The organism is Candidatus Comchoanobacter bicostacola, from assembly GCF_024172705.1.
Taxonomy (GTDB): domain Bacteria; phylum Pseudomonadota; class Gammaproteobacteria; order Comchoanobacterales; family Comchoanobacteraceae; genus Comchoanobacter; species Comchoanobacter bicostacola.
This window is the reverse complement of sequence record NZ_CP092900.1, coordinates 231693-252475: the sequence shown is the minus strand read 5'-3', so window position 1 is coordinate 252475 and position 20783 is coordinate 231693. Positions and strand designations below refer to the sequence as shown.

At 39.7% G+C, this 20783-nt stretch carries 16 protein-coding genes, 1 tRNA gene and 1 other RNA gene; 5 read left to right on the top strand and 13 right to left on the bottom strand.

The features are described from left to right. Nucleotides 1–15: 15 nt before the first annotated feature. Nucleotides 16–1209, bottom strand: a complete 1194-nt coding sequence (locus MMH89_RS01195) for a hypothetical protein (RefSeq protein ID WP_258568556.1) — start codon at nucleotides 1207–1209, stop codon at nucleotides 16–18. Between the two features lie 75 nt (nucleotides 1210–1284). Further along, nucleotides 1285–3633 (bottom strand): penicillin acylase family protein, encoded by a 2349-nt coding sequence (locus MMH89_RS01190; protein ID WP_258568555.1) that lies wholly within the window; start codon nucleotides 3631–3633, stop codon nucleotides 1285–1287. A gap of 322 nt (nucleotides 3634–3955) precedes the next feature. On the opposite strand from MMH89_RS01190, the gene MMH89_RS01185 reads away from it, so the two are divergent. The 3 genes from MMH89_RS01185 to ligA are packed head-to-tail and all read left to right on the top strand — an operon-like array spanning nucleotide 3956 to nucleotide 6984. Further along, nucleotides 3956–4501, top strand: a complete 546-nt coding sequence (locus MMH89_RS01185; RefSeq protein ID WP_258568554.1) for a cell division protein ZipA C-terminal FtsZ-binding domain-containing protein — start codon at nucleotides 3956–3958, stop codon at nucleotides 4499–4501. Then, entirely contained in the window at nucleotides 4482–5039 is a 558-nt protein-coding gene (locus tag MMH89_RS01180; protein ID WP_258568553.1) for a hypothetical protein, read from the top strand. The genes MMH89_RS01185 and MMH89_RS01180 overlap by 20 nt, the downstream gene beginning before the upstream one ends. Continuing rightward, nucleotides 5014–6984 (top strand): NAD-dependent DNA ligase LigA, encoded by a 1971-nt coding sequence (gene ligA / locus MMH89_RS01175; RefSeq protein WP_258568552.1) that lies wholly within the window; start codon nucleotides 5014–5016, stop codon nucleotides 6982–6984. The genes MMH89_RS01180 and ligA overlap by 26 nt, the downstream gene beginning before the upstream one ends. A 9-nt stretch (nucleotides 6985–6993) precedes the next feature. Here ligA and MMH89_RS01170 read toward each other — a convergent pair whose 3' ends face one another. The 3 genes from MMH89_RS01170 to MMH89_RS01160 all read right to left on the bottom strand — a co-directional run bounded on the left by MMH89_RS01170 (nucleotide 6994) and on the right by MMH89_RS01160 (nucleotide 9386). Continuing rightward, complete coding sequence (locus MMH89_RS01170; RefSeq protein ID WP_258568551.1) at nucleotides 6994–7935, bottom strand: hypothetical protein; 942 nt, start codon at nucleotides 7933–7935, stop codon at nucleotides 6994–6996. Between the two features lie 62 nt (nucleotides 7936–7997). After that, nucleotides 7998–8083, bottom strand: a tRNA-Ser gene (locus MMH89_RS01165). 25 nt (nucleotides 8084–8108) lie between these two features. Beyond that, nucleotides 8109–9386, bottom strand: coding sequence for a glutamate ligase domain-containing protein (locus MMH89_RS01160; protein WP_258568550.1), 1278 nt, complete (start codon nucleotides 9384–9386; stop codon nucleotides 8109–8111). An 87-nt stretch (nucleotides 9387–9473) separates the two neighbouring features. On the opposite strand from MMH89_RS01160, the gene MMH89_RS01155 reads away from it, so the two are divergent. Beyond that, nucleotides 9474–10787, top strand: a complete 1314-nt coding sequence (locus MMH89_RS01155) for an MATE family efflux transporter (protein ID WP_258568549.1) — start codon at nucleotides 9474–9476, stop codon at nucleotides 10785–10787. On the opposite strand, the gene lpdA is transcribed toward MMH89_RS01155, so the two are convergent. The 8 genes from lpdA to MMH89_RS01115 form a co-directional block, all read right to left on the bottom strand. Then, nucleotides 10781–12193, bottom strand: a complete 1413-nt coding sequence (gene lpdA / locus MMH89_RS01150; protein ID WP_258568548.1) for a dihydrolipoyl dehydrogenase — start codon at nucleotides 12191–12193, stop codon at nucleotides 10781–10783. The genes MMH89_RS01155 and lpdA overlap by 7 nt on opposite strands. A gap of 12 nt (nucleotides 12194–12205) precedes the next feature. Beyond that, complete coding sequence (locus MMH89_RS01145) at nucleotides 12206–13426, bottom strand: 2-oxo acid dehydrogenase subunit E2 (RefSeq protein ID WP_258568547.1); 1221 nt, start codon at nucleotides 13424–13426, stop codon at nucleotides 12206–12208. Nucleotides 13427–13432: 6 nt separating this feature from the next. Further along, entirely contained in the window at nucleotides 13433–15889 is a 2457-nt protein-coding gene (gene aceE, locus MMH89_RS01140) for a pyruvate dehydrogenase (acetyl-transferring), homodimeric type (protein ID WP_258568546.1), read from the bottom strand. A gap of 8 nt (nucleotides 15890–15897) precedes the next feature. After that, nucleotides 15898–17058, bottom strand: coding sequence for a cation:proton antiporter domain-containing protein (locus MMH89_RS01135; protein ID WP_258568545.1), 1161 nt, complete (start codon nucleotides 17056–17058; stop codon nucleotides 15898–15900). A 17-nt stretch (nucleotides 17059–17075) separates the two neighbouring features. Continuing rightward, nucleotides 17076–17401, bottom strand: an RNA gene (gene rnpB / locus MMH89_RS01130) — RNase P RNA component class A. Between the two features lie 119 nt (nucleotides 17402–17520). Further along, nucleotides 17521–18045 carry a hypothetical protein gene (locus MMH89_RS01125; RefSeq protein ID WP_258568544.1) on the bottom strand — a complete coding sequence of 175 codons (525 nt, stop codon included), beginning with the start codon at nucleotides 18043–18045 and terminating at the stop codon, nucleotides 17521–17523. Between the two features lie 45 nt (nucleotides 18046–18090). Next, nucleotides 18091–18690 carry a hypothetical protein gene (locus tag MMH89_RS01120; protein WP_258568543.1) on the bottom strand — a complete coding sequence of 200 codons (600 nt, stop codon included), beginning with the start codon at nucleotides 18688–18690 and terminating at the stop codon, nucleotides 18091–18093. Nucleotides 18691–18867: 177 nt separating this feature from the next. Further along, a complete protein-coding gene (locus tag MMH89_RS01115; RefSeq protein WP_258568542.1) occupies nucleotides 18868–19518 on the bottom strand; it encodes a hypothetical protein in 651 nt (216 codons plus the stop codon). 158 nt (nucleotides 19519–19676) lie between these two features. Between MMH89_RS01115 and MMH89_RS01110 the strand changes: the two genes are divergently transcribed. Beyond that, nucleotides 19677–20783 (top strand): hypothetical protein, encoded by a 1107-nt coding sequence (locus MMH89_RS01110; RefSeq protein WP_258568541.1) that lies wholly within the window; start codon nucleotides 19677–19679, stop codon nucleotides 20781–20783.

The window sequence follows — 20783 nt, the reverse complement described above, 5'->3', positions numbered from 1 at the left end:
AGCTATAAAGGGTATTTAGATGCCATTACTTGGTCTCCCATACCCTGGTTCAGATCTAGGTACACCACTTGGATTATTCGTACTTTGTTGACCTGAGTATTTAGTTGCTCCTGAAATACTCCCAGATGGCACTGCATACGACACTTTATTAGGCTCAAGCCGAATTACGTCTACCTCTTGATCTATCAATCTTTGCTTGAGATCAGCTAGAGCCTCTGCAAATCGACCATACTGCAAACAGTCTTTTTGAGAACCTGGAGAAAGCTCGTTAACCAATGATCGATATTCTCTAATAAGGCCTTTTTTATCATCTAATCTTTCCTTAGCCACACCCGTCCCTGACCAAAACCGTTCTTGAGCATTCTGGCCGGATGCCTTCAATTTTATCTTAAATAGTCCGGCAATTTTCGTAGATACTTGTAGTACTATTTCAGGGATAAGACATTTCATAAAAAGCTTAAAACGTTGACCTTTAGAGACAGGTCCTGCCACAATCGTATTGAATTTATCGAATAACTGTCTTTGCAGCTCCAATCTTAAGTAATAATTATTATCTGGGCTGGTAAGCTCTTTAATCATATCACTAGTGAGTTTAGGTTCGGTATTTTCCAAAGCCTCCACAAGACTATTTTTTAATGCTTCAAGTGTTTCTATTTTTCTTTCCCCAACTCTGGAATTTAGTATTAAACCTGACACAACCGATATCTTTGTAAGGACAGACTGTTCCCTATCACTTAGGCTTAGGGGTTCAGGGATAGCGACATTACGATTACGTACAAGACTATTCAGAGAGTTTAGTACATTGTCTTCACCCTCTTGAGATAGACGAGACGTTGGTGACAAAACATCTAAAATTTGACAATAGTAAATTGCTAATTTTTGCACAGATGTTAAATCCTCTCTTTTACTGAGATCTGCTTTACCTTTTAAATCTTTTAACCTAGGTTTTTCTTCTTTTCCCATATCCGCCATTCCAGGATTTATAATGTTATACTTTTTCTGATCGGATCTAAGCTTGTATGAAGCCAGCCCGTACAAAGCCCCTAAACCAAGCACTACCATAGATGCAATTAAGCCAGCACCCGTAAGAAAGGGCGCAGACACCGCTAAAACTACAGCAAGTACTACCGCTTTTATGAACTCTTCCCTAAATTTTTTACTTGCATCAGCTACGTACGCATTAGTTGGACTTTCATTATCTCCAGCCATTTTATTTACCTCTAACTTATTGACTGATTAATTTTTAATGAGAAAAATCAGTTTGTCAGAAATAAATCACTTAAACTAAACGCTAGGCTTTAAAACTAAGTCTAAATCATAGTCACTGCGCGCAGTACCACTTGAATCAATATAGGTTCCCTCTACCCACATCGGCAGTAGGTTTGCATAATACCTTGAAAATGGATTACCCGAGCAACCCATAGGCATCATAAACTGAGCATGACCATGCTTAGGTGAAGCAATCATCCTAACAGCTGCTCCATTTGTACCGAAAAATTGATTCGCATGCTTATCCTTACTATTCCAGTGATTACGATTTAAGCTATTACTGCTACCATTACTATTAACACTGCGGTTTGCAATTGATCTCAAAAGCGGGATTTTTTTAAACAAGGTATGCTTGAATACTGTTTTTTGTTTTTTCTGCCATTCCCACTGAGTCATATCCTCACCCAATTCCTTGCTTAGCTCGCTAAGTGTCTGCTCAAGTGTTTTGATTAACAAGTCAGATGAACGAACCCCCTCTAAACAATACTCGGACTCTAATGCATGCTTGATATATGCTGAATTATATAATGGCTTACCCCATTTTGGCAGTTGCTTTAAAATAGGCCCATAGAGTTTACTGGATATCTTATCCATCCACTCATGGTAAATAGTCGCCTCATATGATGATAAAACGACCGACCCAGACCAATCTGATAAAGCATGCAATGCTTCTTTTGCTTGTTCACTACCAGGTTGAGCCTTCAAGAGAACAGAACGCAAATAAATCCATTCCATCTCTATATTATCTAATTGCATATCCTGGAAGTCACCTACCGTAAGCTTACGATTATCCCCTAATAACTCATCTAAACGGGAAGCTCTAAGATCATCAAACCCCAAGCGTGATAAATTATAGCCATAGTGATCTGAAACGACATGATTGTTTGCATTCGCAACATAACCACGCTTAGGATTTTCAACATACGGCAATTCTCTTTTTGGAATATATCGTTGCCAGTTGTATGTCTTTAACGCAGGAACAGCGATCCGACCTGAATGGCTACGCACTGGAACACTGCCGCTTGTATACAGCCCAATATCTCCACTACTGGTTGTAACAATTGCATTCTGTGCTGGTGCATGGAACCGCTCTAATGCTTCTTTTGCCTCTTTAAGGCTTGAGGCACTATTCAACATCATGATGCCGTCAATGGTCGTATCAATTGGATCCATAGCAACCCAGCGCAAAGCGACATCTAATGGCGCACCTTCAGGAGTGATAAGCGCTCCATAGTCAGACTCTCGACAGATTATTTTCACGTCTGGCTTATCTTTCACCTTAATGATTTCATGCCTGATCGTAGTAGTCTCAATATTTTTGTCATAATAAATATCTGATTGAGCTAATGCAGCATTGGTAAACCCCCAGCTGATATCTTTATTCTTACCAATAATTAAGCCTGGGGCTCCTGGAATAGACGCTCCATAAGCATCAACACTTTTACTCTTCAATCCCACTAAGTAAAAAGTATTCGGAATTGATAAATTTAAATGTGGGTCAGAGGCCATCATCGCACTCCCTTTCGCCATCCGGTCTGCAGAAAGTGCCCATGCATTAGAGCCAGCTGCAGCTGAATCATCTGGTGACAAACCTTTTAATACTGCATAATTGAGCATTGCATAAGGCTCAATCGCATCTATAAACTCATCAGGCAACTCTGGGCCGTCAGCATACTCAATAATCTCGCTTCGATAAGGCAAACGTTCGTTTTTCAAATCTTGATCAGAAATACTTGGATTAGACAGCATCTCATTAGGATAAAACTGATCTAATACTTCCACGCCCTTATGATGAGCCAGCACTGAGTTTCTGATAATTCTAGGCCAGTGTCTACTTAAATCAAATGCAATTGCTTTTTGAATAATAACTGTATCATAAGGCTGCCACTGATCTATAGTTATATTTAACAGTTTAGTTTCTAGTGTTTGAGGATTGTCACGTATACATGCGTTCACTCCGTCAGCATAAGACTGTAGCGCATCTTGTGACTCAGCACTCAAATACGAGTATGTATTTTTTGCATTATTTTTAACATTAAATATCCTCATGTACTCATCTAACTTGACTGTTCGCTCACCAAACAATTCAGACATTCTTCCAGACATTAAGTGCTTAAGTAGCAACATTTGATACAAACGATCCTGCGCATGAACATACCCCTGTGCAAAGTATAAGTCTTGATCTGACTGCGCTGTAATAGTCGGAATTCCATTTTGGTCTCGTCTAATTGAGACACTGCTTGACAACTGGTTTTGAACCAGACTGCCTTTCAGCATAGGCTGAGTTATATAAATGCTATATAAACAATACAAAGATACTGAGGCTAGGACCAAAGATACTAAATATACTAACCGCTTTTTCATGACCTATAACACCCTAAATTAGCTATTAATAATTATAAACTTACGACATTGTAGCAACTATTTCATTCAAAGTCTAGCAAGCGCATACAGGCTACAATGCTACAGCGATTTTATTCAAAGTCTAGCAAGCGCATACAGGCTACAATGCTACAGCGATTTTATTCAAAGTCTAGCAAGCGCATACAGGCTACAATGTTACAGCGATTTAGTTGACAATACACTACGTATTCACTACCATATTTTTGATTACACGGAATGATAAGATTGTTATGATGTTATTATCAAATTACTCAATTTTAATTAAACAGGCAGTACGATAACTATGTATTTTTCTCCTTTTTACTTATTAAGCTCAATTGCAGGGGTTTCACTTATCTTGCTCCTCACTAAGCGACCCAAATCAAATAACAATGATTTTATAGACTTAAATAAAACCAGCCCTGAGAAAAAAAACCTGGTCGAAGCTGAACCAAAGACAGATATAATTTTTCTTTATATCGCATTTAGCCGCCCAGTCCATGGGAATGAGCTACTTCACTACATCATGTCTAATCAATTACAATATGGTGACCAAAAGGTATTCTATTATGGGAACGAGGCAAGCCCCATATTTTCTATTGCAACCTTAACACCGCCAGGAACGTTTAATTTAAAAGATGTCCCCCAGCAGTATTTTAATGGCCTAACGTTTTTTATGGAAACCAAGCATGTACCAGAAGACTTAGAAAACTTCGATTTAATGTTAGAAACACTTCTAGAAGCAAAAGATCAGTTTGGCGGAACCATTAAATCCAGAAACAAGAAAGAACTGACTGAATCAGATTTGCAAATCTGGCGAGAACACATCAATGAAGCAACTAACTTATAAAATTGCTATCCTCATACCTAGCTTGTGCTTAGCAATCAATCCACTGGCTGAGCTAACCAAGCCTTTGCCTAAGCAGCACATTGTTATATCCAAACATGATGTAGAACAACCCGTAAGTCACACTAACAATAACCCACAAAAAAACATACAAGCATCATACCTGCCTGAAGAGGTAATTGTTTTTGCTTTACAAGCCGCCGTTGCAAGCTTCCACCTGACACCAGAGACACGTAGCACATACCCTGAAACCCTAAGTCGCTACTATGATGCATCACTACATCAGGAGCTTAAACGAACTGTAATTGAAGACTCAAAGCACGCAATGTGCCATATTAGCTTTTTAACCTTAAAGAGCTGTAGCGCATTACCCATAAATGCAGCTACATTAATAGATAAAGATAATAAGTGGTCTATATCTATACCTATGGTTTTGTCAGATCATTCAAAATTTGATATAATATATACAATCACTCCTACTGAATCAGAGTACCCTAAATATAGAATAGCGAACTATGAAATCAAGCAACATGACTCTTAAAGACTATAAAAACCTCATTACAACTATTGAAGCGCATAACTTCTATTACTATGGCCTAGACCAACCCAGAATATCAGACAGCGTATATGATAGCTTAATGCAAAAACTAATTACTACTGAAAAAGAGCACCCTGAATGGATCACTAAGCATTCACCTACTCAGCGTATTGGTGACAAACCACTTGAGCAATTTAAAAAAATTAAGCACGGTGAACCTATGCGCTCACTAGATAATGCGTTCAATGAAAAAGATATTAACAATTTCTGTTCCAAAAACCAAAACGCTATGACCTGTGAGCTCAAACTAGACGGTCTAGCCATAAGCTGTATCTATAAAAATAAAAAACTCGAATACGCAGTGACACGTGGTGATGGTGTTCAAGGTGAGGATGTAACATCCAATATTAAAACCCTGTCTAGCATACCACTTCAGTTACCTGATGACGCACCTGAGCATCTGGAAATTAGGGGCGAGGTTGTTATCTTTAAAAAAGATCTTGAAGCATTAAATAGCAAGCAGAAGCAATCTGGCAATAAAACATTCTCAAACCCTAGGAATGCAGCAGCTGGCAGCATTAGACAGTTAGACCCCAAAGTTGCTGCAGCGCGACCACTTAGATTTTACGCTTATTCTGCTCATGGTGATCATTTGCCCGGTAGTCACTATGAACGACTACAACAGCTCAATAAGTGGCATATCCCCACCACCCCCAAAGTGGTCAAAGTTAGTTCACCCGATCACATTCAAGCCTACTATCAACAGGTTTTACAAGAACGAGCGACAATGCCTTTTGAAATAGATGGGGTAGTAATTAAAGTAGATTTAATTCAGCATCAAGAGGCATCAGGTTATACTGCCAAAGCACCTCGATGGGCAATTGCCTATAAGTTTCCTGCAGAAGAGGCACAGGCTAGGGTTATTGCTATTGATTGGCAAGTCGGTCGTACTGGCGTTATCACCCCTGTTGCCACACTAGAGCCTACACAGGTAGGAGGTGTTGTTATTCAACACGCAACACTACACAACATCCATGAACTCCAGAGGAAAGACATAAAAATAAATGACGCTGTAATTATTCGACGTGCAGGTGATGTAATCCCTGAGGTTGTAAAGCCGATAATATCACTACGTAACGAAACATGCATTGACATTAAACCACCTAATACTTGTCCGAGTTGTGGAAGCACCCTTCAAAGAGAGCACATCTTCATACGCTGTATGAACACAACAAAGTGTCCAAAACAAATTGAAGGACGCATTATTCATTTCGCATCCAAACATGGATTTAATATCCTGGGACTTGGACAACAAATCATACAAATTTTATGCCAACAGGGTCTGATACAAAAGCCCTCCGACTTATTTAACTTAAGTGTCCAACAACTCACTACTCTACCAAGAATGGGATCTAAGTCCGCAGGAAAAATTATTCTAGCGATAGAAAAGAGCAAATACACAACCCTTCCTCGCTTCTTGTATGCACTGGGCATAACCGAAATAGGCAAAGATACTGCAAAACTTCTTAGCAAACATTATCATTCAATCACTAAGTTACAAAACGCAAGCATTGAGTCTTTATCAGATATATCAGGTATTGGTCCAATAGTCGGGAAACATTTAATTGATTACTTTTCACAATCAGAAAACATTAACGAAATCAAATACCTTATTAGTCAGGGCGTTAACATACAAGAAGAATCAAAAGAACCTGATACGACGCATACAGCTGTAATTACAGGAAAGTTTGATAAATCGCGTGATGAAATAATAGAGCAACTTGCTAAGATCGGCATACACGTCTCTAGCAGCATTTCCAGAAAAACCCACTATTTAATCTGTGGTCAAGAACCTGGGTCTAAATATGATAAAGCTGTAAAGCTCAAAGTTCCCATTATAAGGTCCAATAGCTTGACAGAAATTCTTACCAAGCTTCAATCAAGCTAGAAATATTGATTATCCCTTCACTAAAGTAACGTCTTTACCATTGGATACAACATCACCGACTTTTTGTGAATTTTTGAGCACGAACGATGTAAATAAATGTGGCAACCCTACTGACAGATCAACAAAAGCACTCAGATCTGCTAACTTCACAACTGGATCTGGCTTCTCCACTTCAATACTACAAATATTCAGACCTATATAGCGCGGAATAAGCTGCAAACTGAAAAGACTTACACCTTCATACAATGATTTAAATACCGATAAGAAAACTAAGCTACCTATTGAGGCATAAAAAACATAGGGTGTTAAATAACTCACCAGTAGCACTACCAGATAGGATAAGTTATTGGGGTGTACAAATGGCCCAAACATTTTTAACCACTTAACAGGCCTTAATGAATCTTCAGTCGTAACTTGATTATATCGATAATTAACAATATTTCGGATCAACAGATGCATGAAAGCGAATATTGATTTTATTATATTAACCATGCATGTTGTGGACGATAAGAAGAAAGGGATTTGTTTAAGCTTAAATTTTGATAGCTGTCTTATTTTAGGAGCAAAACTAAACAACCTACCCAAGCCTAACGTGGATTGATTTAAATATAATGCCAAAACACCAAATAACGCCAGTAAAGTTAGATCGACAATAAATGATCTTGAGCGCCCTTCCTTTTCACCTTCTTTATTTGATAAATCAAGCGTCATCCCCATTATCGTGATTGACTGATGTTGGACACATACTTTTTCACTGATATATCTTTTTTCGCGAGAAAAACTCAAAATAGGAAGCCCAAAAAGCTCTATATGGAAAAAATAGTGTTTCTCATCAAAATGATCATACTCAGATTTATCCATATGTATTTCTCTCGGGCGATCCGCATGAGCATTAATAGCAAGAGAAAAAACCGGAGTAGTAATGCTTAATGATGGCCAGTTCCTTGACATAAAAAATCCAAAATATGATTAAATTTATTGTAATCAATAATAGCTATAAAATCAATATGACTCGGAGAGGGCGGGATTCGAACCCGCGTGGGGCAAAGCCCCCAGCCGATTTCGAGTCGGAGCCATTTGACCACTCTGGCACCTCTCCATCTAGCGCTTTATTAAACATCCTTTTATAATAATTCACAATACTTTTTTTCTAACTGTTCAATTAAGGAGGTCATAAGATCAGTTAACTGATAAGGGGTAGCAAAGATAATTTTATCGCCCTCCTCCACCTGCTGCATTATACTGTCAATAAGTGCTACCTCGTGTAATACTCGAATAGATGCTTGCTCATAGACAGCTGTTTTCAAAGCATGTGCTTTAGGCAATAGTACCATAGGAAACTCTACCCGATTTAATGCTTTAATGGTTTGAGCTATATGGACATCAAGCTTTTGAGTATGAGTTGCTGGATGATATACCAGATGAATACGCTGATGATCAAAACTATCCAGCAAGGAATTTAGTGCAGTAGGATGATGCGCATGATCATCCAAGACCTCGACTTTATTGTTATACACTTGTTCGCACCGCCGCTTGACCCCCTTAAAAGTACAGATCAACTGTTCACATAGCCCTCTCTTAAAACCTAGCGCATGAACAAGCTGTATTGCTAATGCAGCATTGGTTTGATTAAAGGCGCCCTTTATACTCAAGGGGTAATCTATTTTATTACTGGCTACCCTATGATGCTTTAAGGAAAAGGCATTGATTTGATCACACAGTGCGAGCGGCAAATCTTGAGAAACAACATTTGCACCCTCTGGCAGTAATCGCAATAAGTATTTATACTGTTTAAGAACATCACTAAAATCATCATAAATATCTGCATGGTCAAATTCTATCTTTCCAAGAATTAAATGACTCGGCCAGTAATGCATAAATTTAGGTCGTTTATCAAAAAAAGCGCTATCATACTCATCTGCCTCAATTACAAAGTACTTACTTGATCCTAAATGTGCTGCAGGTTTGCCTGAGCACAATGCTCCAGCAATTAAATAACCACAATCCTCACCTAGCTCAGATAATAAATGAGCAACCATAGCTGAAGTACTCGTTTTACCATGGCAACCTGCTACAGCAATCACCGAACGTTTACGTAATACAAAGCACTCTAGCCACTCTGGCGCTGAATATAGTTTGACCTGATTAGCAATTAAAAACTGAATCAGAGGGAGGCTTCTTGACACTTTATTACCCACAACCACTAAATCACTATCGTTTACAACCACCTTATTGGGATAGTGCTCAATCAGCTGAATTTTCATTTCGGCCAATGCATCCGATACTGGTGGATTAAACGCTTGGTCAATTCCTATAACTTCGAACCCTAAATCAACACCTAGTCTTGCTACTCCGGACATCAATGTACCGCAAACCCCTATAACAAATAATCTCATATTCATCCCTGCTCTATTTCTCAATACCATAAACTAATTGCTTTGACTAAAAAAGCACTCTACAATTAAATTAATTATTTTTTCGGTGACAGGATGTCCGCAACTCCAAAACCTTCTGCTTGGCGTGTATTTACCGTTTCGTTACCACTAATTATATCTGGACTTTCATCAAACTTTGCGATATTCGCTGACCGTATTATCCTCTCTTTTTATGATCCAGAAATGATGGCGCACGTCACCACAAGTAGTAATTTTTCCTGGATGTTTCTATTCTCACTATCTGGGCTCGCTTATATTAGTAAAGTCTATGTCGGCCAATACAACGGTGCAAAACAATACCATAAAACCAGCCATATTACCTGGCAGCTTATCTTTTTCTCTATTCTAAGCATTATACCATTTATTATCGCTTATCAACTTGGACCATTCTTGATTCCAACTGCTGTACAAGAACATGGCCTCATATACTACCAAATTACGATGTTATTTGGATTCTTATGGCCCATGGTCAGCGCACTGATTGGCTTTTTTATTGGGACTTATCAGAGCACTATAGTGATGATCGCTTTACTCATTAGTAACTTAATGAATATAGGTCTTGATTTCATACTGATCCCACAATATGGTGCAGCTGGCGCAGCATGGGCGACTGTCATTGCTCAAATTACACTAACACTCATTATGATGTGGATGTATTTTTCTCCTGATAATAGAAAAAACTATCATACAGCTAAAATCAAACTTGACTCAAAACTTTTGAATCAAGCACTTCGACTAGGTGCTCCAGAATCAGCACTGCACTTCTTTGAGATGGCTGCATGGTCTACCATATCTGGCATTCTTGCATCAGTCAGTGAAGAACACATGATGATGAGCACCTTATCTCAAAATATTTTCATTCTATTCATGTTTACTTATAGTGAGCTTGGCAATGGTGTCAAGTTACTGGCTTCAAACTATGTAGGCGCTCGATCCTTTAACTACATCCCCCAGCTTTTATTAAGTGCATTTAAAGTACATAGTTGCTTTGTATTTGGCTTATTACTACTCTCAGTTGGAAACCCAGACTGGATATTAGAATGCTTTTCACTAAACGATATCTCACCTGTACTCAAAAGCCAAATTATACTTGCGCTCAGTGGCCTTCTCGTTTTCTTATTCTTAGATGGTATCGCATACATACTCTCAAACATACTATGTGCTTACGGAGATACCATGGCTAATATGGCTATTACAACGATAAACATGTGGGTGTTTTTAGTTATTCCAACCTATATCAGTCACACCTATTTATCCGCAAAGCCAACTGTATTTCCTCTAATTATACTGCCGTTTTATGGTGCAATAGTAACACTTTCTTACTTTTGGCGATACCAGTCAGCGCCCATTAAAGAACTCGCTTACTGATCTGTGCAAACACCCATTGCCACTTCTACTGCTAACTTGGTGGTCTCAACCAATGTAGGATGAGGCATAATCGTTAAGGACAAATCAGTAAGTGTTGCCCCCATTTCAATAGCCAAACAAAAAGTGCCAATTAACTCACCCGCATCTCGCCCAACTATAGTAGCGCCTACAATATAACCGGATTCATCTGCAAACACTTTCGTTTGCCCAGCAGTGTGTCCCGAAGCTACCGCACGTCCACATGCCGTCCATGGAAATACACCAACTTGATATTTTACACCAGACTCTTTCAATTCTTTTTCCTGCTTACCCACCCAGGCAACTTCAGGATCCGTATACGCAACACTAGGCATCGATAAATAATCATACCGAACATTCTTACCTGATATTACCTCTGCCACTAAGTGACCATGTGCAGTAGCTCGGTGAGCCAGCATACTCTGATCAAATGGTAAATAAGCAACATCACCTATTGCATAAATATGATCAATATTGGTTCTAAGGTACTCATCAACAATCACTGCCCCATGGTCAGAACACTGAATGGAGAGCCCTTCTAAGTTCAGGCTACTGGTATCTGGTGATCGTCCCGTTGCATATAAAATTTGATCACACTTTAACTCATGCACAACCCCTTCTTGTAGATAGCTAACAACTAAATCACCTTCATTAGCAATATTCTGCACTTCAACTGAAAAATTAAACGCAATGCCGCGTTTTTGTAACTGCTTTTGACAAATAGAAGCTTGTTTAACATCTGCTTCTAGCATCGCAGATGGCGCATACTCTAACACCGTCACCTTTGCGCCTAAAGCATGATAGATTGATGCCATCTCACACCCAATGATTCCAGCACCAATCACCACCAAATGTCCATCGATCTTTTTAAGGTCTAACGCACCTGTTGAATCAAATATACGATCATCATCTGGAATAAAGGGTAACTTTATTGGACGAGAGCCCGTTGCAATCACTGCATGTTTAAAGCGAATAGTAACAGGCTGATCACCCGATACCTTAATCGTATGCGCATCCTCAAATGAAGCTTTCCCTACATATACCTGTACTTTTCTTTTTTTAGCAAGCATTGCCAGGCCTGTTGCTAACTGATCAATAGAAGTTTGTTTTGCAGCCCTCAGCGCTTCTACGTCAATGGTTGGTGCTTCGTAATAGACCCCAAACTTTGCCATAGATTGCGCATCACCAACAACCTTAGCAACATTTAAGAGCGCCTTAGAAGGGATACAGCCCACATTTAAACAGACACCACCTAAATGATCATACTGGTTTACGATTGCTGTAGACAAACCTAAATCTTGTAAACGGTACGCAGCAGCAACACCTCCAGGCCCCCCACCTATTACCACTACATCAACTGAAACTTGCTCTTCTTGCTTATTTACCATCTCGACCCCTATTTAAATATATGCCAATAGTTCATCACCAGCATCCTTAACCAGTGATTCTAAATTTAACTGCAGCGCAACAATCATTCTTGCTGCTTGAGCACCATCAATTAACCGGTGGTCATAGGACAATGATACCGGCATCATATAACGAGGAACTATTTTTTTCCCAACTACTGTTGGTTTCCACTGTGCCTTCGCTATCCCAAGTATTGCACATTCAGGCGCATTTATAATTGGAGTAAAATGTCCCCCACCAATAGCACCTAAGCTTGAGATACTCATACTACCTCCCTGAATATCTGCTTTACTGAGCTTATTCTGTCGGGCTCGGTCAGAAAGCTGGTGAATTTCTTTTGCCAACACCATAATATCTTTCTCATTCACATTATGAACAACTGGTACACAAAGCCCTTGAGGTGTCTCTACCGCAAAGCTAATATGTGTTGTAGTTCGGAGCCAATATTTATCATCACCCGCCCAAATTCTGTTAAACGCATGGTGCTCAGGTATTAAACGCCCTAGCACCTTCATAACAATTGGCAATATAGTTAAATTTGCCCCCTGCTGTTTACAAAATGCTTTATGCTTTGCGCGCAAGACATCTAGCTCTGTGATATCAACCTCATGATGCTGTGTTACCTGGGGAACTTGCTGCCAAACTGATTGTAAATGATTCGAGGCAAGCACTTGAATACGCGTCATTGACTCATCACTTACAAGCCCAATTGCTTCCAGTGGAACTTTGATTTCAGATATTTGAGCATTATTTTTTTGTAAGAAATGCTTAATATCATTGACCGTAATTTGGCCTGAAGGACCAGAGCCGCTCACTGTATCTAAATTTATACTCATTTCACGTGCTATACGTCGCACGAAAGGTCCCGCTTTAATTTGTCCCTGCTGCGAAACAACTAATTCTTTTTTTCGTATTACCTCAGGCACTGACTTAGGTTGTACGGCAACCTCCTTGACCGGTTTATGGTTATCTTCCTGCACACACTGAATAATAATAAAAGGATCTCCAACAGCTACCTCATCACCTACACTCACCAATACTTTGTGTACAACACCATGATCTTCAGCCGGAATTTCCATAGAAGCTTTGTCAGACTCTAAAGTAATGAGTCCCTGATCTTCAGATACGGTATCTCCTGGTGAAACAATGACTTCAATGACTCGACTTGATGCATGGCCACCTAAATCAGGAATCACTAATGTTTTTTCTTCCATAACTTTTTATCCCTTAAGTTTTGCACGAACTCGCTGAACAATGGCTTGAGCTGAAATACCATAATGCTCACGTAATGCGCTACGCGTATCACTCATACCAAATCCATCAGTGCCAAGTGTTAAATACGGCTGATCAATATATTGATTCAGTAATCCAGGCAGTGCACGTACATAATCAGAAACCCCTACTACCAACTTAGCATGACTATCAAGTTGACCCGACAACCACTGATCATCTTCCAGGCACTTTCGCTCTGCCTCACTCCAACTCGTCACACTCCACACACGAACAGACACATCGTCTTCATTTAGCATTTTAGCAGCCTTTTGCGCTTCTCGTAAAATGGTTCCAGAAGCCATAAGCTCCACCTGTGGTTGTGGTTGCTCATCAATAATATACAACCCATCAATAATCCCTTGCTCTACACCACTGGGCATATCAGGATGATGGTAACTTTCATTCATCACTGTTACATAGTAAAAAACATCTAATTGCTTTTGGTACATTTGCTGCATTCCATGCTGCAGAATAACCGTCAACTCATAACCATAACAAGGATCATAGCTACAACAATTTGGTATTGTTGATGCGACTAAATGACTGGTTCCGTCATTGTGTTGTAAGCCTTCTCCACCTAATGTTGTTCGACCTGCGGTCGCTCCTATTAAAAACCCTCTAGCTCTTGAATCAGCAGCAGCCCAAATAAGATCCCCCACACGCTGAAAACCAAACATTGAATAAAAAGCATAAAAGGGAATGAGTGAAACACCATGGACAGAGTATGCCGTCGCAGCTGCTATCCAACTAGACATAGCACCGGCTTCATTAATACCTTCTTGCAATAGTTGACCATTACTCCTTTCTTTATAAGAACTAATTTGCTTATGATCGTAAGGTGTATATTTTTGCCCACCTGGCGCATAGATACCAAGCTGCTTAAATAACCCTTCCATACCCAATGTTCGACCCTCATCAGCTATAATTGGCACAATAAAGTCTCTTATAGACTCTTGTCGCAGAGTCAGGGTTAAAAATCGAACAAACACCATTGTAGTGGAAAATGAGCGGGTAGCATCTCCTGATAACAAATCATTATAAGCACCTAGTGATGGAATCTCTAATGTGGGTCCCTTCTCAACCCGGCAAGGAAGATTCCCTCCTAATGCTTGTCTATTCTCACTCATAAACTTAAGTCGCAAGTCATCATGATTCGGCTTGTAAAAATCATGTAAGGATGTTACCGAACCCAAGCCTGATAATGCCTTTTGGTACTCAGACAATTGCTCATCAGACAATGACTTTTGATTATGAGAGCGATTAGAACTCGCAACACCTGGAATTCTATAGCCTTTTTCAGTCATTACTAAAATGACACACGGTTTAGATGCCTGCACAGCCATCTCATAAGCATTGGCAACTAATTGTGCATCATGCCCCCCGGGTACTAACCGCTTAAAGTCATCATTTGACCATTGTGCGACCAATCCCGAAAAAGGCTGCTGTGCAAACCAATTTTTCAAGCCATCTTCTACTGCAAAGATCCCTTGTATCTCACCATCTAGCAATGAAGAAAGCGCTTTTTTCAGCAACCCTGTGTGGTCTTTTTCAACTAAATCCAACCATGCTTGCGACCAAATCAATTTAATCACTTGCCAGCCAAACCCGCTGAAATATCCAGATAGTTCATCAATAATTGATCCATTCCCTCTACAGGGACCATCTAAGCGAACCAAATTACAATTCACCACAAAAATCAGATTGTTTAATTGCTCTCTACTTGCAACACCTAAAGCACCTAGAGATTCAACCTCATCCATCTCACCATCACCACAAAATACCCAAACCTTACGATCGGTATCACTTAGTAAATCTCGTGCATACATGTATTTCATCATGCGCGCATGGTAAATGCCTTGTAGAGGTCCTAAACCCATTGATACAGTTGGAAACTGCCAATACTTAGGCATCAACCAAGGATGTGGATATGATGAGATACCGCGACCCTGGGCTTCTCTCCTAAAATACTTAACTTGCTCATCACTGAGTACATCTAGTAAATAAGAGCGAGCATAAACTCCAGGAGCACAGTGTCCTTGAAATAACACTAAGTCACCTTCGTGAGCCGTATTTCCTCTAAAAAAATAGTTAAACCCTACTTCATACAAAACTGCACTAGATGCAAACGAAGCTATGTGCCCCCCTACTTCAGACCCATATTGACTGGCTTCATTAACTATGATGGCTGCATTCCACAAAACAAGATCAGATGTCTGATTAACGAGCGATACATTGATAGGCTTATTGACAATACTTGGCGTATTCCAAGCAATCATACTTGGATCAATAGACAAGCCCAACATCTTAACTAAATCATTAGCATACAACTGACCCTTCTCTTGCACTAAGACCTCTAAGGCAGCTTGCCAGTCTAACTTATCTTCCTGATCGATGATTTTATCCATGTGTCAAACTAATGTATCTCAGGGGCCCCAATTGGCGTTGCATAACGGCGCACAACCCAAAACGATGAAACTAAAAATGAAATAATTGCGACCCCCTGTATAATTGAGGTTCCCTCAATCCCTAGCACGCCATTAGCTACCGAAATACGTGCTAAAAGTAAAGAAAACTCACTCCCTTGGCCTAAACGAAACCCAAGTTCCCAGGAATCATCAATCGGCTCCCCAACTCTGGCCATAAGAATTCTAAACACGTAAGGCTTAAACAAAACCGCTACCACTAACAATGCTGCCGTAGGATATAATACACTATTGAGCATACCGAAATTATAAGAAGCGCCTACAGAAAAGAAGAATAAGACCAAAAAGAAATCTCTTAAGGGCTCCAGTGCTTTAACTAGATACAGTGAGACTCGACTATCTGATGCTAATGAAACACCTGCTATAAATGCACCAATTTCACTGGATAAGCCAAGAACCTCACAGAGCTCTGCCATACTTAAACACCAAGCTATAGCAAGTAAAAACAAATACTCTTTATTTCTTTCAAACACATCAAATAGTTTTGAGAGAATAAACCGCTCTACCATAAAGCCAAATATAATAATGAAAGGCAGGTAACCCAGTCTTAGCACAATAGGCCATATATCAAGTGAGCCCGCATTAAGCGTGGGTACAACCAACAAAGCAATCATTGCAATCAGATCTTGTAGTAGCAAAATACTAATCATAAACTCTGAAACAGGTGAGCTATGAATCATACCACTAGGCAATAACTTAAGGGAGATAATTGTACTAGAGAACATTAATGACAAACCTATAACTAGGCTGTCGACCATAGGCAAATCAAATAAGATGCAAATCCCATATCCAATGGACATAAAAAGCAACGAGCTTAAAAGCGCTACCATTGCAGATTCACGGAGCTTATCAAGCATACCTATTGGGTCTAAGTGCATACCCAATAAGAACAGCAGAAATATTACACCCGCATCACCGATATCTTGCACAACATTTGCTTCTGTAATGAATTGAAACCCCCATGGCCCCAACAATCCACCCAAAATAATATAGGCAACCATTAAAGACTGTCGTGTGTAGAGCGCCATAGTCGAAGTCACGGCTGCTCCGAAAAAAATCACAAACAAAACTGGCACAAACTCTAACTGCATACCGCACTTCCTAACAATTAAGTGGTGTGACCTGTAAGCCGGGTTCTGTCTTGTGTAGCTATCTATCTAGGTTAAATGTCACCATTCAACTCAAGCGATCTACCCAGGGTAATGCAAAGCACACAACCTATACTTGATCTTGCTCCAGACGGGGTTTACCATGCGCATCCAGTTACCTGGATACCGGTGCGCTCTTACCGCACCTTTTCACCCTTACCTTAAAAAGGCGGTTTGCTTTCTGTGGCACTTTCCATCAGCTTACGCTGTCCAGGCGTTACCTGGCGTCTTGCTTTGAGGAGCCCGGACTTTCCTCTGATTTCTCAGCAGCTACCCAGTCACCCACCTTCTAAAACTATACACTACTTTTTAAGACAATTGAAGACCTTTCAACATAGATCTTTAACTATTAACAAAAACAAAAAAAGGCCCTATTAAAGGGCCTTTTAATGAAGAATAATCCTCTTAGACTTCTACGGCAATAGTCTTAGTTAAGCCTACAGCAATAGAGTAAGAAGCGTTTTCTGAAGCAGCTACAGCTGGGAAGGTTTGAGAAACCATCAGCTCAGCATCATAACCTGGTGCAATTCCATAAACAGAACCTACCTGGAAACCTGCAGTATACGCAGCTTCTGAGTCAACATCAGCAGAAACAGCAGCCTGAGCAACCAAACCCACCTTAAATGTGTAGTTCATGTTAGATACTGGCTTGAATGCTGCACCTACGTTAAAAGCTGCAACTCTAGGACCTGACGTGCTTACTAAAGCAGGGTGTAAGAAAACGTTAACTCCACCATATACTTCAGCGTCTGCAGAAGCAGGATGCACATATGCTACGCCTAGAGAAGCACCGGTCAAGCTGCTTGAACCTGCATCTTTCTCTGCAGCTGCACACTGAACTACAGCGATAGAACTATTCACAGCAACCTCAGACGCATTAGCGAATGATGTTAATGCGACTAAACATACTAATTTATTTAAATGATTCACAATAATTACTCCAAAAAGATAATAAAATTAATAATAAGTAATTATTTACTTACTTCCAAAAACACAAACACCAACCTTAGTGACATTTGTACCTAAACCACCGACCATGTCATTCAATTCGGAAACTGAATCTGCCCAATGATCAACTCGATTGTTCATGATGTACTGAGTATGGAAACGAACACCAACGCGATCCAAATCAATATCAACAGAACTAGATAAACCTAAACCTTGTAGCCCAACTGTTTCAGAAACATCATTAGATGATACTGTGTAGTCAGCTATAGAAACTACAGGAGCAAAAGATACAACAGTTGCACCAAACTTATAAGCAAAGCCAGCTTGTGCCTGAACTTCTCTACTACTCTCAAGAGAAATACCAGGTGCAAATGATGACTGCTCAGACGCCATAGTGGTTGAAACTCTTGCAAAAGCTGATAGCGGCCCATTAATACCTGAGTTTAAACCCAAATCAAATTTAGGCGCTTTGTAAATTAACCCTGAATGGTTATTCTCTACCGCCTTACCCACAACACCACTAATTGCAGATGTTTCATAACCGACTGCAACATCGTATGTGACAGCCTGAGTTGTCACAGACATAGCTAGCAATGTAGCCACACCTAAAGTTCTACACTTGTACATTTAACTTGCTCCAATAATTGTTAACGTATTCTTAAACTAGTTTTCTTCTAGTGGGGTGATTATGCATAGATCATGACACATCAGCAATAGCCAATATTAAATAAAGAGAATAAAGGGTATGGATCAAGCCGATATTATAATTAAACAATTATGATTAGAACTTGGGGCTATAAACTGTTAATTTATATTATAAAACGCACCAAACCCCGCGAAGTATGAAATACCGCTTGATAACTTTGCTTTAGAAATGGCATTTATAGCACCCTGAAAGCTATCTGTAGAACTAAGGCTCTGCTCATCTTCACCTGACCAGTCCAACCCCATTCGCAACATCAAACCTTTATCCTCTGTAACGCCTACTTGCGCATTTAAAGCAAACTGAGCAAACAACTGACCTAAAGACCCTGTTACATCAGGTAGTTTAACCTCACTACACTGATAGCCTACATTCAGATCCACACCTACTAACACAGATGGAGAAGGTAAAATTGCTACCCCAGCGCCTAGTGAAGCACGATATTTCATACCCGCCTCATAATTAGAGCTCGCTGTTTTAGTAATAGACAAACCCTCATCCTTGACCCCAACAGCTAACCCTGCCTGGTAGTAACGCATCATAAGACCATACTTTACTGTATCTGAAAGTATAACGTTCAACTCATGAACCCCCGGCAAACGAACTGAAACATATTGCTCATTTGAACCCACTAATTCCAATGTTCGATTCACACCGGATCGACCTATTACAGCTGACACCGACTTCCCTTCAAATTGAGAAGGAATAGCATCGAATACATCATCAAACGCCCAAACTATAGGAAAAGACATTAACAATAACAAAAAATACATGAACCATCCATTTCAATACTCATTGAATTCAGTTATAACACATAACTCAACCCCTGAAAAGTGTGAATACTTTCTAACTTGAAGAAAACAAACCACCGCATTATACTGATTGAATACCTAAAAGGAATTAAGCAATTATGAAGCTATCTGAAATCATTAGAGCACCATTCTCATTAATCTTTTGGCCGCTAAGATGGCTATACTCATACCCATTGTACCTAAACAAAATATTCCCACCCAAGCAATCATTAACCCCTAATTTAACCTATACAACCCCTTCTAGAGCAGCGACCACAAATACTAAAATGACTATTGTCGTCACTGGAATTGGAGACATTGACCCCACCGTTCATCATACACAGGGCGCCCTCGAATTTTATTATCCACCGGCGCTAAGACACTGGTTTTCGTGCTTTTCATTGTATGATTACAGCGAACACATATGCAAAAACTTAATCCAAAAACTGAATGACACTCATAACGAACAGACTCAAATTAAAGTTATTAGCCATTCAATGGGTGGGCTTGCAACACTCTTAGCGATTCTAAACAATAAGAAACTTGCTAATGACCGATTAGAGTTTGTAATCTTAAATAGCTTCCCTTCTTACTACGCTTTATTAACCCAGAACTTTCCCTTAGCCTGCTTTATCTTATCCAGCCTGCCACTAACGCTAGGAGGCACCATTATGAGAGCAGCCAGTCAAACAACCCTGATACAAACTATAGGCATTTCTATACTGGGCACCTCACTCTCAATAGCACTAATTACACTAACCATATCCTTCTCATGCCACGTTATAACCTATAATGACATGCAGAGGTTCATTGACAATCCACTCAAAAAAGTGTGCTATGCGTTACTTAATCCATTAAAACACGAGCGAACCCTGAAGACTATTGGACACATTATTACCTACCCTATAGCCTTAGTCAGCTCCCTCTCTATTGCTTGCTTATTATTGCTAAAAGAGGCCCTATTACTTATACCTAGACCCTTTATCTATGCACTGCTTTTTATCATGAACAGTCATCAAAACATCTCCAAAAGACTATTCAAACGCTTATCCTCAGAACAATTATTACCCCCGACAACACTACCTATAATTAAAATAAAACAGGCAAAAGATGATTCATTAATCCCAAGCTATTTAAGACTGTCTAACTTACCACTTGCAAGACACTTAGAAACCAATGAATACAATGGTGACCATGGTCTACAGCGAGATTTAAATAGTATCTAA

Excerpts from the sequence above, each read along its gene's own strand:
- MMH89_RS01180 (WP_258568553.1), top strand. The coding sequence starts at position 4,482 with ATGAAGCAACTAACTTATAAAATTGCTATCCTCATACCTAGCTTGTGC.
- MMH89_RS01115 (WP_258568542.1), bottom strand. The coding sequence starts at position 19,518 with ATGTCTTTTCCTATAGTTTGGGCGTTTGATGATGTATTCGATGCTATT.
- MMH89_RS01155 (WP_258568549.1), top strand. The coding sequence starts at position 9,474 with ATGTCCGCAACTCCAAAACCTTCTGCTTGGCGTGTATTTACCGTTTCG.
- MMH89_RS01185 (WP_258568554.1), top strand. The coding sequence starts at position 3,956 with ATGTATTTTTCTCCTTTTTACTTATTAAGCTCAATTGCAGGGGTTTCA.
- MMH89_RS01145 (WP_258568547.1), bottom strand. The coding sequence starts at position 13,426 with ATGGAAGAAAAAACATTAGTGATTCCTGATTTAGGTGGCCATGCATCA.
- MMH89_RS01120 (WP_258568543.1), bottom strand. The coding sequence starts at position 18,690 with ATGTACAAGTGTAGAACTTTAGGTGTGGCTACATTGCTAGCTATGTCT.
- MMH89_RS01135 (WP_258568545.1), bottom strand. The coding sequence starts at position 17,058 with ATGCAGTTAGAGTTTGTGCCAGTTTTGTTTGTGATTTTTTTCGGAGCA.
- lpdA (WP_258568548.1), bottom strand. The coding sequence starts at position 12,193 with ATGGTAAATAAGCAAGAAGAGCAAGTTTCAGTTGATGTAGTGGTAATA.
- MMH89_RS01160 (WP_258568550.1), bottom strand. The coding sequence starts at position 9,386 with ATGAATATGAGATTATTTGTTATAGGGGTTTGCGGTACATTGATGTCC.
- MMH89_RS01190 (WP_258568555.1), bottom strand. The coding sequence starts at position 3,633 with ATGAAAAAGCGGTTAGTATATTTAGTATCTTTGGTCCTAGCCTCAGTA.
- aceE (WP_258568546.1), bottom strand. The coding sequence starts at position 15,889 with ATGGATAAAATCATCGATCAGGAAGATAAGTTAGACTGGCAAGCTGCC.
- MMH89_RS01195 (WP_258568556.1), bottom strand. The coding sequence starts at position 1,209 with ATGGCTGGAGATAATGAAAGTCCAACTAATGCGTACGTAGCTGATGCA.
- MMH89_RS01170 (WP_258568551.1), bottom strand. The coding sequence starts at position 7,935 with ATGTCAAGGAACTGGCCATCATTAAGCATTACTACTCCGGTTTTTTCT.
- ligA (WP_258568552.1), top strand. The coding sequence starts at position 5,014 with ATGAAATCAAGCAACATGACTCTTAAAGACTATAAAAACCTCATTACA.
- MMH89_RS01110 (WP_258568541.1), top strand. The coding sequence starts at position 19,677 with ATGAAGCTATCTGAAATCATTAGAGCACCATTCTCATTAATCTTTTGG.